The organism is Helicobacter sp. (assembly GCF_029067145.1).
Lineage (GTDB): Bacteria > Campylobacterota > Campylobacteria > Campylobacterales > Helicobacteraceae > Helicobacter_D.
Genome location: NZ_JAIEFA010000093.1, coordinates 1 through 13,135, shown reverse-complemented (window position 1 = coordinate 13,135; position 13,135 = coordinate 1). Strand labels below are relative to the sequence as shown.

The window sequence follows — 13,135 nt, the reverse complement described above, 5'->3', positions numbered from 1 at the left end:
TACTTGAAATTTACTTTGTTAGATTCTTTTAAAGGGGCATTTGATTTATACACATTATCTTTGCGTGGCTAATCCCTTTTTATTCTCCTAAGTAATCTCCAAACACCCAAGCTTAAAGCAAAGCTTATAAGCCCCAAGATTCCTAAAGTATAAGAAAAAGATTGCAGATAAATAAAAGATGCATTTGCAATAATTTGAGAATTTTCAACCAAACTAAGATTTCCACTTGCGATACTCTCCACAATGGGATACACAGAATCTTTACTATCCACAAGATAGGAGAGATTTGCGGTAATAAACACCACCATAAGTGCGCCATAGAGGCTCACTCCCACCGCTTCAGAGCCTAAACGCAAGGAATTAAGCACTCCTGCTCCTAAGCCACTTTTAGCAGATTCTACACTCCCAAGAGCCAATCCATCAATCGCCCCTGCGTGTAATCCCATACCACAGCCAATAACAAAAAGCACTAAAAGCGTCATTAGCTGCAACGTAACGCCACTTAGAGTATGCAAGATGATTAAAAGCGCAAAGATTCCTACGCTCATCATCAAAGACATTGCAAGGGCAAGAGCTTTAGAATCTACCCCTTTGTTTAGCATTTTTCCTGCAAGAATGGGACAAAATAGCATAGGCGCAGTGAGGGAGAGCATAAAAAGCCCAGAAAAAGAGGCAGAGAATCCAAAGTTTATAGAGAGAAAAGTAGGAAAATAAGTGAGTAATACGACAAAGCTAAATCCAGCAATCACCGTTACAAGGCTAAATCCCAAAAACGAAGTATTTTTAAGCACTTCAAAGTCTAAAAGAGGTTGAGGAATGTGTAGGGTAGGATTTGGTATAATGTTTTTATAGTGCAAACTTCTCTCTTGTACCCCAAAAACTATCCCTACAATGATACAAAAGGCTAATATTCCAAGTGTTTGAGGATCTTGTAGGGCGTGGATTTGTGTAATAAAGAGCATAAAACTTGACATAAAGACGACAAAGAGAATCGCGCCTGTTTTATCAAATGCAAAGGCATTTTGCTCTTTTTGTATGTCTTTTGGCAACATAGGAGAAAGGAGCAAAACAGCCCCAAGTGTGAGGAAATGAAAGACAAAAATCGCCCTCCACGCAAAAAGGTCAATGAGGAATCCACTTAATGTAGGTCCTAAGGTAATGCCAAGCCCTGCGGTTGTGCCAAAAAATGCAAAGGCTTTCACTCGTTCCTTGTCTTCAAAAGTGCGAATTAAAATAGCACTTCCACACGCAAAAACACTCGCCCCGCCAATCCCCGCTAAAGCTCTACCCACATCAAGCCAAAGCAGACTAGGAGCGAGAAATGAGAGTATTGAGCCTAAAAGATAGGTTGCCACCCCAGCAATAAGACAAGTTTTTGCACCTAATCTATCACTTATAGCACCCCAAATGAGCGTAAAACACGCAAAAAATAGATTAAAGCTATTCACAACCCATTGTAAGAGCGTGGTATCGCTTCCAATATCCTCTGCGATATAGGGTAAGGCAATAGCTGTGCCAGAAATAGAGCTAGGCACGACAAATACAGCAAGTAAAATAGTAAAAAGAATGAGATTCATTGGGACTCCTTGATTTTTACCTTTTTTTAATGTAATAAATAATATTACAACTAGGAATAGCGGAAGTATAAAGCAGTTTTGTTGTAATGTCAAGTATTACAATACAATCTTATGCTACAATACCACAAATCAATCAAAGGAATCTTATGCAAATCCCCTCACGCTTTAGTATTGCTATCCATATCTGTTTGTGTTTGGAGTTTTTTAATGAGGATTCAGAATTTAATGCAAATACTAACAAAGCCCATTGCAAAAAGATGACAAGCGAGGCTTTAGCAGATTCTGTGGGAGTGAATAGCGTGATTATCCGCAATATCCTTGCCCAACTTAAATCTGCGAGTTTAGTAAGCGTGGCACGAGGCAGTGGTGGAAGCGCATTAAGCAAAAGACCACAAGAAATAAGCCTTTTAGATATTTTTAATGCCGTGCAGTCTATGGGTGGCAAAGAGACTAATGGCAAAAATAGACTTTTTAAGTTTCACGCTAATCCTAATGAGCTTTGCCCTTTGGGCAAAAACATTCATCTTATTTTGGATTCGTCTTTTGAAGAGGCTCAAATCACTTTAGAATCTTATCTTTCAAAGGTAAAGTTAAGCGATTTATTGAAAAAATTGCAAAGCTTGCCGTTGTAATGGGGCTTGGCAGATAGAATCCTTAAAGGTGTAATGGAACTAAGTGTAGCTAATCCCTTTTACCTCTCATACCCCTCAATACTTTTTAGCACTTTGGCTGGGTTGCCTCCAACAATCACATTTGGAGGAACATCTTTGGTTACCACGCTTCCAGCAGCAATAATAGAATTATCCCCAATGCGGACACCCGGGCAAATCGTTACGCCAATACCAATCCACACGCGATTACCAATCATAATGGGTTTGCAAAAGGTTGCTTGACGATTGTAGGGGTTAAAATCGTGGTTGATTGTCGTGAGATTGCACTTTGGCGCGATAAACACATCATCGCCAATCGTGATTCCGCCCCTATCCATAAAGGTGCAGCATTGATTCATAAAGAAATTTTTACCCACGCTGATATTTTTGCCAAAATCCACATAAAAAGGCGGGATAATCCAAGTGCTATAATCCACTTCCTTACCGATGATTTGCGAAAACAGCTCCCGCACCTTCTCTGGGCTATGATGTCCGCTATTTAGCTCGCTTGTAAGCCTTGTTGTTTCTAAAATAATCTCTTTAATCTTAAAAAACTCGGGGTCATTGGTATCCACAAGCTCCCCTGCTAAATCCCGCGTGAAAATATCGCGATTTGTGCTAGGTGCAGGGGTGCTACGCACTGAAAAAGTTGGTTTCATAGTTTCTCCTTAAAATATATTTGTGTTACTTCTAATGAGCTGATGACTTTACTCCCCGCTTCTCCATCAATGCTTTGAACGCAGATTGCTAAATTCCCTGCGTGAAAACATTATTTACCCACTCTATTTGCTTGTTCAGCGGGGTATCTATCGCCAACGATTGTGATTTTATCAAGCTTAGAATCTAGGTTTGCTAATTCTTGCTCACTCCATTTGATGTCCAAAGCCTGTATATTTTCCTCTAAGTGCGCGGTATTTGTCGTGCCAAAAAGCGGGACAATATAAGGCTTTTTGCTTAAAAGATACGCAATGGCTACTTGTGCGGGAGTGGCGTTAGAATCTTTTGCATTAGGATTCTTGCCCTTGCCAAATTCTCTTAATGCCTCAATGATTTGGTAATTTGCCTCCATTGCATCGGGTTGGAATCGCGGGAAAGTTGCGCGATTGTCGTTGTTTTTATCAAACTTAGAATCCCTATTGAGTTTGCCACTTAGGTAGCCACGATTAAGCGGAGAATAGGCAACAAAGCCAATTTTTAGCCGCTCCAATGTAGGGAAAATTTCACTTTCAGGGTTGCGCCACATTAGGTGGTATTCGCTTTGCACGGCAGTAATGGGGCAAATTTTATGTGCTGCTTCAATGCTTTTTGCGCTTAGCTCACACACGCCAAACCGCGCAACCTTGCCCTCTTTAATTAATTCTTTCACGCAATTTGCCACTTCTTCAATCGGTGTTTTGGGGTCAAATCTATGTTGATAAAGAAGCGGAATCTGTTCTAAATTTAGTCTTTTTAGGCTTTGCTCTACAACTTCGCGAATACGCTTAGGTGAGCTATCTAGCACACTTGCGTCCTTACCAAAGCCAAATTTAGTGGTGATAAAAAGTTTTTTGTTATAGGGCTTTAAAAGTTCGCCAACCAAGATTTCATTGCTATCTGGTCCATACACTTGCGCGGTGTCATAAAGCGTAATGCCCGATTCTATCGCAGCTTCTAAAATCTTTAAAGATTCCTTTTTGCTTAAGCTTTGCGAGCGGTGGTAGTTTAGCCCCATACAACCAAAGGCGAGGGCAGAAACGCTAAAGGCATAACTTCCTGCACCTAGTGTGCGTGTGGGCATTTGGATTTTAGAATCCGCACCAAAAAGCGGCAATGAGCCTACGCTTAAAGCAATGCCAAGCATTGCAGAAGTTTTCAAAAAATCCCGCCGAGAATGTGAAGCTGTGTTTGTTAAGTGTTTTTGCATTTTTTATCCTTTATACTATGAAATATATTTGACATTATAAACCCTCACACTTAGTGTTTGTCAAGGTGCAAATAAGATTTTAAATCTACAGCCCCACACTCTTTGCTGCATCACTTCCGGGAGCATATCTATCGCCTACAATTACAAGCTTACTTAACTCCTTGTTCATTTCTTCTAACTCGCTTGGGCTAAAGTGCAATAAACTTGCATTTAGATTCTCCTCTAGTCTGTGGATTTTTGTTGTTTCAGGGATTGGCACAACAAAGCTTTTGTTAGAGAGAATCCACGCTAAAGAAACTTGTGCAATGGTAGCAGGTTTGCCATTGATACTTTTGCTCTGTGCTACTTTTTTGATAAATTCAATCACATTTTGGTTTGCCTCTAGGGCTTCTTTGGTATAACGCGGCATAGACGCGCGGAAGTCAAGGGTGGGGTGAAATTTCGTATCTTTTGTGAAATCCCCACCTAAAAATCCTCTATCAAGCGGAGAATAAGCGACAATCGTGATTCCTAACTTCTCGCAAGTGTCCATTATGCCATTTTTCTCCAAGTCGCGAAATGCCATAGAGTATTGACTTTGCATTGCCACAGGGGCAAAGACTTTGTGCGCCCTCTGTATTGTCTTAACTCCCGCTTCGCCTAATGCCCACGCCTTGATTTTACCCATTTTGACTAAATCTTTCATCGTCTCTGCCACTTCCTCAATGGGCGTGTCAATATCCACTCTGTGTTGCGTATAAAGGTCAATGCAATCCCTCTGTAAGCGCTTCAAGCTCCCATCAACAGCACGTATAATAGACTTGCGGCTAGAATCTAGCTGCTGCTTGCCAAAGGGATAATAAAAGCCAAATTTGGTATTGATGATAATTTTGTCTTTATAGCCTTTTAAAGCCTCGCCGAGTAGCTCTTCATTTGTATGTGGTCCATACACTTCGGCAGTGTCAAAGAATGTATATCCCAAATCCACCGCTTTATGCAGCAGCTTAATCATCTCTTTTTTATCGCGTGGCTCTCCGTGATTTGCGCTCATTCCCATACAACCTAAGCCGATTGCAGAGACTTTAAAATCCCCGATTTTTCGTTGTGGAATCGCTGTTTTTGTCATTTTTGCCTCCTTAGTATTTGCAAAAGTTTGTGTGCCTAAAAATGCCATTGCAGCAAGTGCTGCACTTGTTTTTAGAAATTCTCTACGATTTTGATTTTTCATTATTTTTCCTTGCAGTTATAATCTTGTGTATTGAGTGGATTGAGCAAATCCACGCCTGTTGCAATCATTTCATCATAAATACCGATTTTCTTTTCTAACATCTTCATAGATTCATTGATTGTCAAAAGCTGTTTCTTGAGTGCTTGTGTTTGTTTTACAAGCATTTCTTTTCTTTCCTGCGCACTATGTATGCCTTGTGTAAGTAGTGTCGCATATTTCTTAATGTCTTTTAGGCTCATTCCTGCATTTCTTAAACAATTAACCCACAAAACCCATTTCACCGCTTTATTATCAAAATACCTCACTCCATTTTCGTCTTTGTCTATCATTGTTTCAAACACTCCCTTTTTTGCCCAAAATCTTAGGGTGTGTGGCGAAATTCCTGTTTGTTTCGAGACTTCTATAATTGTCCAAGCCATTTTCCCTCCTGTATTTTTATTAATTCAATTTTAATTTTCCAATCTCTCAATCAAGTTTTGTTTGTAACTTTCTAGCTGGCTAGAATTAACACCCTCAAACACCAAAGGTTCTAGGTATTCCATACCACAATGCAAGGCACTTGCTTTCATCGGTAAAAAGACATCTTTAAGCTCCACACCCACTCTACCATTTTTGCCATACGTGCTGCGCCCACCGCCTGCTGTGGAGACGACAAGCATTTGTTTGCCTTGCCAAAGTCCCGGTCCCACGCTGCCCCAAGTCTCGTTCAGATAGGCTTTTATCATCGGCGTGATATTAAACCAATGCGTGGGAAACAAAAAGACGATTCTTTGATGTTCGCGCGTGATTTGACGCTCTCTGTCGCCATCGATGGCGCGTGTGTCATAGCCATAAATTTGCTCGAGATTCCGCACTTCTACGCCTTTGACATTCCTAGCAGCTTGCTCTAAGCCCTTGATAAATGTAGAATGCTCGGGATAGGGGTGCGAAACAATCACAAGTGTTTTGATTTTTGTTTCATCGGCAAAAGCACTTGCAAGCAAGATTAGGCTAAGTAGCAGCAATTTTTTCATTTTGACTCCTTATTTTTATTTCAGATTCTCGTTAAAAAACTGCGCGATTCTTTCAAACGGAATCTTTTGCGCATTATCATACAAATCCACATGATTTGCGTCTTTGATAAGCAGCAATTCCTTGTTCTTGCCTTTGAGTTTCTTGAACGCGTCCTCGCTAAAATATCTACTATGCGCCTTTTCGCCGTGAATCACCAAAACCGCGCTTTGGATTTCATCGCTATATGCTAAAATCGGCATATTCATTAATGACAAAGACGAAGTGAGATTCCACGCACCATTGGAATTAATCGCGCGCGCGTGGAATCCACGCGGGGTTTTGTAATAATCAAAATATTCCTTGATAAACAATGGCTCCTTACCGCTGAGTTTTTCGGGCAAGCCTGCCGCTTTTGCAAAAGTGCCCTTTTTAAAATCCTCTGTGCGCTGCTTATTCAGATTCTGCCGCAACTCTTGGCGCGCCTTTGCGTCCATTGTGTCGTTGTATCCTTTTGCAGTTACGCGCGTCATATCATACATTGTTGAGGTTACGACAACCTTAATGCGCGTATCCATTGCTGCTGCATTGAGCGCAAATCCTCCAAATCCGCAAATGCCTAAGATTCCGATTCGTTTAGAATCCACATTCGCGTGGTTGCTCAAAAAATCCACTGCTGCGCTAAAGTCTTCTGTGTTGATGTCCGGTGAGGCGACATTGCGGGGTTCTCCGCCGCTCTCGCCTGTGTAGGACGGGTCAAAGGCTAAAGTGATGAAACCTTTTTGTGCGAGCGTTTGGGCATAGAATCCGCTCGCCTGTTCTTTGACTGCACCAAAAGGTCCGCTGATTGCGATTGCAGGGAGATTCTTGCCTGCATTTTTCGGAACATATAAATCCCCAACAAGCTCGATTCCATAGCGGTTTTTAAACTTCACTTTCTGCACCTCAACCTGTTCGCTTTTTGCGAAAACTTTATCCCAACTTTTATCTGCTGCCATTGCTACACCTCCTAGAAATAGTATCCATAAAAACACCAAAAATTTACCTAACTTTGCCATATTTTTCTCCTTGATTCAAATTCTATATAACTTTCAATACACTACATTGAATCCCTAACGAGATTCCACATTGCGCTAGTTATTCGTGCGTTATTTTTGTTTCTTTTTGAAATGGCAACAAAATTATAAATGATAAGAGTAACTATCAGTCAAGAAAAACTCAAGATTTTATAATTTTTAGCCTTGTTTTAGAATCGCATTAAAAGTATGGTTACAAGATGAGGTGGAATCTCACAGGATTTTTAAATCCAAAAGCCAAGATTCTATTTTCTTTTGGGGTAAGAGATTAAATGCTGTTCCATTGATTAGCAGATTTTCGTTGAATTGCTTGAGGTGTTTGTCCGTCTTTTCTAGTTTAGCAAACTGCATTTCAAAGGCTTGAAGAATATCTGCATTTGTGAGGGGTTCTATGTCTTTTAACGCGCGACTGAACTTATATCCTGCGTGGGTGATAAAAGGTGCGATCTTTTTGCTCTACAAATTAGTTTTTGTCAATAAAGTGCGAATCGGAGAGGAAAGGCTCAAATCCCACAAAGGAGTGCCTACAAGTAAATATCGTAGGAGTTTAAAAACATCAAATCCTCTTTTAGTTTGGGCTTGTAGTTTTTCTTTTGCTCTAGCGCGGCTTGTTTCACCATTACTTGATAATCACTTGGATAATCCTGCTCGGTATGGATTCTATACAAATCCGCTCCAAGCCTGCCTTGCAAATACATTGCAAAAATCTGTGTGTGCGAATAATAAACAATTGCGATTCTACCTTTGCTTTTTGTCTTTGCAAAACTTGGAATCGCAAACGCGGTGCTTAAGGTAACTATTTTTTGGAGAAAAATTCTACGATTGGGGGAATCAATTGGGGGAATCAATTGACACTCTTAATCCTTTTTAGATGACATTATAAATCCTAACACTTAGTGTTTGTCAAGGGAAGAAGCGAAAAATGATGAAATGATTCTATTATTTTGCGCCCATTTGTTCTAGGCGTAGGATTCGTTGCTCTAAGGGTGGGTGTGTGGCAAAAATCATAGCGCGGCAAGGCAGGAAAAACATATGTGCACAAGAACTTGCTTTGGGGTTGATAAGATAGGTGGGCTTTTTTGGAGAATCTTCACCTGCTTCATAAGTGCTTGAAACCTGTGCGATTGTTTGCAAAGCGGATTTTATACCTTGAGGATTGCGTGTGTATTGTGTGCTTGAGGCGTCAGCTAGAAATTCCTTTTGACGCGAAATTGCTGCTTGAATGATTTGTGCAAAAAACATACCGATATATCCAAGTGCAAAAAACACAAGTGCAATGCCAACAAGCAAAGCAAAGCCTTTACCATCGTCTTTAGAGCGAGAAGTTCTTTTAGAACTATCGGACACCGCCCTAAGCAATACTTCACCCACCACCACTAAGCGGCTTAGAGCAAATACAAGTGCAAAGATTCTAAGATTGAGCGCAACATCACGATGAAAGGCGTGTGAAAATTCGTGCCCTATCACACCTTGCAACTCATCTCGGCTTAGAGTATTTAGCGCACCTTGCGTTACAAAAATCGCTATTTTTTCTTTCTCTTTGCCAAAATATTCCCCACTACACATTGCGTTGATACCTTTCTCCTCTTTGAGAATAAACACGCGTGGCATAGGGCAAGAAGAGGCAATTGCCATTTCTGTAATCACATTTAAAAGCATTTGTTCTTTTTGTTCTAAGTTACTAGATTCTGTAATTTCTGTGGCATTGAGTGTTTTTGCGAGTTTGTCAATGCTGTGCTTTGCTAAAGAGAATTTTTGAAAAATAAAGGTGCAAAAAATCACCGTAACTAAAATAAATGCTAAAATTAGAGAAATAAGGAAATTTTCAGAAGAATTATCCGCTACAAGAACCATTTTTCTAGGTGGCAAATCAAAAGGAGATGGCACAGCTACATTAAACTGACTAGGATTATCTAGCGCAGTAAAAATGAGCCCAAAACAAGAAAAAGCAGTCAAAAAAATCAAAAAAAGCATTATGAAAAAGAGAGCATTGCACCACAAAATCTTAGATTGTGCAGTGTCTTTATGCTCCCAAAATGTATTGGATAGCTTCACTTCCCTACCCAAAATAGTGCGTGTGATAAAAAACAAAATGAGTGTGCAGAATGCGACAAAGACAAGAAGTGCAATGAGGGTTTTGATATTAAAAAAATACCGAGTGGGCGCATCAAAACCTAGAGATGTGCGTATGTCTGCAAAAAACATTGTGCAAGAATTTAGGAAATCTACAATTTGTGAAGAAGAATTAAGCAACAAAATTATGAACAAAATCGCAAAGAAAGTAGCAAGACTTTGAAACAAAATACCACTTTTTTTGGGAAGTTTATTATAGGTAACTATCCACACCACAATGATAAATGCCATAAGCAAAGCCTTAACGCTTAGAGGCAAGGCTAAAAGAAAATGATTATCCAAAAAAATAGAATCTACTAAATCCATAAGCACACCCTATAAGATTGCAAAAAACCTTAAAACTGCACTTTGGGTGCTTGGTTTAATACCTCGCGATTCTCCTCAAACTCTAACAGGGGTAAATCTTTCGCGAATTGCGAAAAGAATCCTACAATAATGTTATTTGGAAAGATTTGTCTGCAGGTATTGAAGTTTGTTACATTATCATTATAGGCTTGACGCGCAAAAGCAATTTTATTCTCTGTGGAAGCTAACTCCTCACTTAGCTGTATCATCGTAGTATTTGACTTTAAGTCAGGGTAGGCTTCCATTGTCATATTGAAATTCATCAAGGCGTTTTGCAAAGATTTTTCAGCACTATTCAGTGCATTGATAGCATCTGGTGCATTTTTTGCAACATTGTCTAATGCGCCTTTTGCAGTGTTTCTTGCCTCTATGACTTTCATCAAAGTTTCTTGCTCGTGGCTTAGATATTTTTTAGCGATTTCAATGAGATTTGGGATTAAATCATATCGCCGCTTGAGTTGCACATCAATTTGCGAAAAAGCATTTTGTGCGCGGTTTTTTAAGGTTACTAGAGAATTATAAGCACCAATAAGCCATATCACTCCAAAAGCAATAATACCAACAATGATAAGAATACTCCCAAATACCATTCTTTGCTCCTTTGTTGCAATTTAAAGCACGGATTATATCTTAAATAAGTTAAAATCCTTTTATGCTATGAGCATTCTTAAATCCCTAAACCCTCAAGCCATTTTGTGAGTTTTGCCTTGCTTGTGCCGAAGTTAAAGCGTTTGCCCTCTTTAAAAATTGCATTAGGAGCGCACTTTGCCATATCGCGCGGGGCATTGCTCAAATCGCTTCCACCGCTTGTGCAAAAAGGCACGATGACTTTGCCACTAAAATCGTGGGATTCTAAAAAGGTAAAAATAATCTGTGGCGCACTATACCACCAAATAGGGAATCCAATAAATATCGTATCGTAGCTTGAAATCTCTATGTCTTTAGCAATTTTTGGGCGCGAGGCTTTGTCCTTGCACTCTAAAGTGCTGCGGCTCTGCTCATCTCTCCAATCCAAATCCACTTGAGAATAAGGAACTGCGGGGATTATCTCAAAAACTTCCGCATTTGCGGCTTCTGCTAAAGTTTGCGCGACTTCCTTTGTGATTCCACTTGCACTAAAAAATACAACTAATACTTTCATTTCTGCTCCTTTAATTTACAGAATCTTAAACGAGTTGCGTTATTATAAATCCTAATACTTAGTGTTTGTCAAGGGGGTAGAGGTAGAAAATTATTTTAAGATTCTATATTTTTTAGCATTGTTTGGATATGGGACTTCACACGATTTTAAATTTCGCGCTCTTTTTTTAAAAAATGCTATTGTAATTTTGTATGTCCCTAAATCCAAATTCCCAAATCAAAAATTCATCGCCTCGTTTTTCAAAAAAGAGCGTAACGACTTCCTTTTGTGTGTGGATATGCCATTGTCTCATAGGATAGTAAAGCTGTCTGATAATCACATTCTTTGTATGACTATTTTTTGCTTCAACAAGCACGATTTTATCCCTGCCCTCAAAACCAGAATCTACTTCAGTTTGAACGCTTTACACTGCGATGTTTTTATAAAGATTTGTGTCAAAGCAAAATGGAGGCGTGTATTTTCTGCCTCGTATGCTTAAAACAAGGCTTTCATCATTTAAGAATGTGCGAATGAGTGATGAGGCATAAGCAAAATCTAAATGCTGCATTTCAGAATCACCCACATTAGCACTTTTTAGCTCAAAATCAAGCTTGCTTTTATAAATAATAGATTCTGTATTTATGCTTGGAATGTCAATGTATCCATCGCCCTTACAAAGGATATATTCACCATTTTTTATAGGCAAAATAAAAAGCTCATTATCAATAAAAATCTGCGGTCTCTCTTCCTTGGAATCTTGTTTGCATAAAATGCGAACTTCTTTCTGTGAAGTCTTGCTAAAATCTTTTACACATTGTTTAATCTGCTCAGCAATAATAACAAAAGGAGCATTGTTAAAATCGTGCTTTGAAATCTGCAAATCTGCAAAAATCTTTTCCCAACTTCCACTATTTTTACTCATAATTTCCCCTAATGAGCAATTCTGTAATATCGCCTCTTTTCTTGCCCTTACAATTTATCGCTCGTTTTGCTTGAATCTCTAACATTTTAAAGCCCTTGTATTGCTCTTTAATAAAGGCGGTGTTTGAATTACTCTGCAAAACTTTCACATTTTTAGAATCTAACTCTCTAAAAACCCCACTCAAACGCTCTTGTTCCTTTTCTAAAAACACATCTGTATAGCTGACAAAACTTGAAGTTTTACTAAGTGGATAATAGGGCGGGTCAAAATAAACAAAATCTCCGCTTTTTGCTAATTTTGTTCCCTCTGCAAAATCTAAACACAGAATCTGCGCCCCTTGCAAAGCATTTGAAGCATTTAAAACCACATTTTCATCATAAATTTTAGGATTTTTGTAGCTTCCCATTGGGGTGTTAAACTCGCCCTTTGCATTGTAGCGGCAAAGTCCATTGAAACAAGTTTTATTGAGATAAATAAATCTTGCGGCTTTGAAAATAGAATCTAAATGCGCAAAATCTTTATTCCTATCAAGATTACGAATATTATAAAAAAGCTCTTTATTGTGATTTTTTTGCAAAGATTCTAATTCTTTTAAAAGGGCTTTGGGATTCTTTTGAATAACTTGATAAGTGTTAATTAATTCGCTATTTTTGTCGCTTAAATAAAGTGCTTTAGATTCTAAAAATCCTTGATTTTTAAGAGCAAAAAATAATGCACCGCCACCCAAAAAAGGCTCAAAATAGGCATTAAAATTTCTTGGCATAGAAGTAATAATAGAATCTACTAATGCCCTTTTGCCTCCAGCCCATTTGATAAATGGCTTAGATTCTACATTTTGAAACTTTGCAAAGTTTATTTGTATCGTCATCGTGCCTCATTTTTTGATAATGCCAAATTCTACCATTCCAGCCCTTACAAAACTCTTGACAAATAAATTCATATTGATTTTCGTGCCACCTAACTAATGCGCGGCTTTAAACCCACGCAAGTTATTTTTACTCCTTTGTTGATAGAATCTTAAAAAGATTGGATAATTATAAAGCCTGACACTTAATGTCTGTCAAGAGGTTGAGGCAGAAAATTATTTTAAGATTCTATATTTTTTATCAAAGCTTGGATATGGGTTTGATACCATTTGCTTCCCCAAGTTTCGCTATTATTAAGGAGTTGTTGAAATTCTGGCAAAAGGGTAGTATAGTTCGCATTGGATTC

The 13,135-nt window shown here is 38.9% G+C and carries 16 protein-coding genes; 1 reads left to right on the top strand and 15 read right to left on the bottom strand.

Features of this window, described 5'->3' with window-relative positions; genetic code table 11:
* Positions 1 to 68: 68 nt before the first annotated feature.
* Positions 69 to 1,577 (bottom strand): MFS transporter, encoded by a 1,509-nt coding sequence (locus tag K2N75_RS08840; protein WP_297680171.1) that lies wholly within the window; start codon positions 1,575 to 1,577, stop codon positions 69 to 71.
* Positions 1,578 to 1,663: 86 nt separating this feature from the next.
* Here K2N75_RS08840 and K2N75_RS08835 point away from each other — a divergent pair, with 86 nt between their 5' ends.
* On the top strand, positions 1,664 to 2,209 hold the full coding sequence (locus K2N75_RS08835) for an Rrf2 family transcriptional regulator (RefSeq protein WP_297680172.1): 546 nt from the start codon (positions 1,664 to 1,666) through the stop codon (positions 2,207 to 2,209).
* A 59-nt stretch (positions 2,210 to 2,268) separates the two neighbouring features.
* Here K2N75_RS08835 and K2N75_RS08830 read toward each other — a convergent pair whose 3' ends face one another.
* The 14 genes from K2N75_RS08830 to K2N75_RS08765 all read right to left on the bottom strand — a co-directional run bounded on the left by K2N75_RS08830 (position 2,269) and on the right by K2N75_RS08765 (position 12,791).
* Complete coding sequence (locus K2N75_RS08830) at positions 2,269 to 2,886, bottom strand: sugar O-acetyltransferase (RefSeq protein ID WP_297680173.1); 618 nt, start codon at positions 2,884 to 2,886, stop codon at positions 2,269 to 2,271.
* Positions 2,887 to 2,996: 110 nt separating this feature from the next.
* Positions 2,997 to 4,130 (bottom strand): aldo/keto reductase, encoded by a 1,134-nt coding sequence (locus tag K2N75_RS08825; protein ID WP_297680174.1) that lies wholly within the window; start codon positions 4,128 to 4,130, stop codon positions 2,997 to 2,999.
* An 85-nt stretch (positions 4,131 to 4,215) separates the two neighbouring features.
* Positions 4,216 to 5,337, bottom strand: coding sequence for an aldo/keto reductase (locus K2N75_RS08820; RefSeq protein ID WP_297680175.1), 1,122 nt, complete (start codon positions 5,335 to 5,337; stop codon positions 4,216 to 4,218).
* A complete protein-coding gene (locus tag K2N75_RS08815; RefSeq protein ID WP_297680176.1) occupies positions 5,337 to 5,756 on the bottom strand; it encodes a MerR family transcriptional regulator in 420 nt (139 codons plus the stop codon). The genes K2N75_RS08820 and K2N75_RS08815 overlap by 1 nt, the downstream gene beginning before the upstream one ends.
* A 30-nt stretch (positions 5,757 to 5,786) precedes the next feature.
* Positions 5,787 to 6,350: an NAD(P)H-dependent oxidoreductase gene (locus K2N75_RS08810; protein WP_297680177.1), complete on the bottom strand. Its 564-nt coding sequence runs from the start codon at positions 6,348 to 6,350 to the stop codon at positions 5,787 to 5,789.
* 15 nt (positions 6,351 to 6,365) lie between these two features.
* Positions 6,366 to 7,325 (bottom strand): alpha/beta hydrolase, encoded by a 960-nt coding sequence (locus tag K2N75_RS08805; protein WP_297680189.1) that lies wholly within the window; start codon positions 7,323 to 7,325, stop codon positions 6,366 to 6,368.
* Between the two features lie 291 nt (positions 7,326 to 7,616).
* Positions 7,617 to 7,754 carry a hypothetical protein gene (locus tag K2N75_RS08800; protein ID WP_297680178.1) on the bottom strand — a complete coding sequence of 46 codons (138 nt, stop codon included), beginning with the start codon at positions 7,752 to 7,754 and terminating at the stop codon, positions 7,617 to 7,619.
* A 173-nt stretch (positions 7,755 to 7,927) separates the two neighbouring features.
* Positions 7,928 to 8,251, bottom strand: a complete 324-nt coding sequence (locus K2N75_RS08795) for a hypothetical protein (protein ID WP_297680179.1) — start codon at positions 8,249 to 8,251, stop codon at positions 7,928 to 7,930.
* 91 nt (positions 8,252 to 8,342) lie between these two features.
* Positions 8,343 to 9,842, bottom strand: a complete 1,500-nt coding sequence (locus K2N75_RS08790; RefSeq protein WP_297680180.1) for a M48 family metalloprotease — start codon at positions 9,840 to 9,842, stop codon at positions 8,343 to 8,345.
* A gap of 29 nt (positions 9,843 to 9,871) precedes the next feature.
* Positions 9,872 to 10,471 carry a LemA family protein gene (locus K2N75_RS08785; RefSeq protein ID WP_297680181.1) on the bottom strand — a complete coding sequence of 200 codons (600 nt, stop codon included), beginning with the start codon at positions 10,469 to 10,471 and terminating at the stop codon, positions 9,872 to 9,874.
* Positions 10,472 to 10,548: 77 nt separating this feature from the next.
* A complete protein-coding gene (locus K2N75_RS08780; protein ID WP_297680182.1) occupies positions 10,549 to 11,022 on the bottom strand; it encodes a flavodoxin in 474 nt (157 codons plus the stop codon).
* Between the two features lie 166 nt (positions 11,023 to 11,188).
* Complete coding sequence (locus K2N75_RS08775; RefSeq protein WP_297680183.1) at positions 11,189 to 11,377, bottom strand: hypothetical protein; 189 nt, start codon at positions 11,375 to 11,377, stop codon at positions 11,189 to 11,191.
* Positions 11,378 to 11,425: 48 nt separating this feature from the next.
* A complete protein-coding gene (locus tag K2N75_RS08770; RefSeq protein WP_297680185.1) occupies positions 11,426 to 11,923 on the bottom strand; it encodes a hypothetical protein in 498 nt (165 codons plus the stop codon).
* Entirely contained in the window at positions 11,916 to 12,791 is an 876-nt protein-coding gene (locus K2N75_RS08765) for a DNA adenine methylase (RefSeq protein ID WP_297680187.1), read from the bottom strand. The genes K2N75_RS08770 and K2N75_RS08765 overlap by 8 nt, the downstream gene beginning before the upstream one ends.
* Positions 12,792 to 13,135 lie beyond the last annotated feature (344 nt).

Excerpts from the sequence above, each read along its gene's own strand:
- K2N75_RS08840 (WP_297680171.1), bottom strand. The coding sequence starts at position 1,577 with ATGAATCTCATTCTTTTTACTATTTTACTTGCTGTATTTGTCGTGCCT.
- K2N75_RS08835 (WP_297680172.1), top strand. The coding sequence starts at position 1,664 with ATGTCAAGTATTACAATACAATCTTATGCTACAATACCACAAATCAAT.
- K2N75_RS08830 (WP_297680173.1), bottom strand. The coding sequence starts at position 2,886 with ATGAAACCAACTTTTTCAGTGCGTAGCACCCCTGCACCTAGCACAAAT.
- K2N75_RS08825 (WP_297680174.1), bottom strand. The coding sequence starts at position 4,130 with ATGCAAAAACACTTAACAAACACAGCTTCACATTCTCGGCGGGATTTT.
- K2N75_RS08820 (WP_297680175.1), bottom strand. The coding sequence starts at position 5,337 with ATGAAAAATCAAAATCGTAGAGAATTTCTAAAAACAAGTGCAGCACTT.
- K2N75_RS08815 (WP_297680176.1), bottom strand. The coding sequence starts at position 5,756 with ATGGCTTGGACAATTATAGAAGTCTCGAAACAAACAGGAATTTCGCCA.
- K2N75_RS08810 (WP_297680177.1), bottom strand. The coding sequence starts at position 6,350 with ATGAAAAAATTGCTGCTACTTAGCCTAATCTTGCTTGCAAGTGCTTTT.
- K2N75_RS08805 (WP_297680189.1), bottom strand. The coding sequence starts at position 7,325 with ATGGCAGCAGATAAAAGTTGGGATAAAGTTTTCGCAAAAAGCGAACAG.
- K2N75_RS08800 (WP_297680178.1), bottom strand. The coding sequence starts at position 7,754 with ATGCAGTTTGCTAAACTAGAAAAGACGGACAAACACCTCAAGCAATTC.
- K2N75_RS08790 (WP_297680180.1), bottom strand. The coding sequence starts at position 9,842 with ATGGATTTAGTAGATTCTATTTTTTTGGATAATCATTTTCTTTTAGCC.
- K2N75_RS08785 (WP_297680181.1), bottom strand. The coding sequence starts at position 10,471 with ATGGTATTTGGGAGTATTCTTATCATTGTTGGTATTATTGCTTTTGGA.
- K2N75_RS08780 (WP_297680182.1), bottom strand. The coding sequence starts at position 11,022 with ATGAAAGTATTAGTTGTATTTTTTAGTGCAAGTGGAATCACAAAGGAA.
- K2N75_RS08770 (WP_297680185.1), bottom strand. The coding sequence starts at position 11,923 with ATGAGTAAAAATAGTGGAAGTTGGGAAAAGATTTTTGCAGATTTGCAG.
- K2N75_RS08765 (WP_297680187.1), bottom strand. The coding sequence starts at position 12,791 with ATGACGATACAAATAAACTTTGCAAAGTTTCAAAATGTAGAATCTAAG.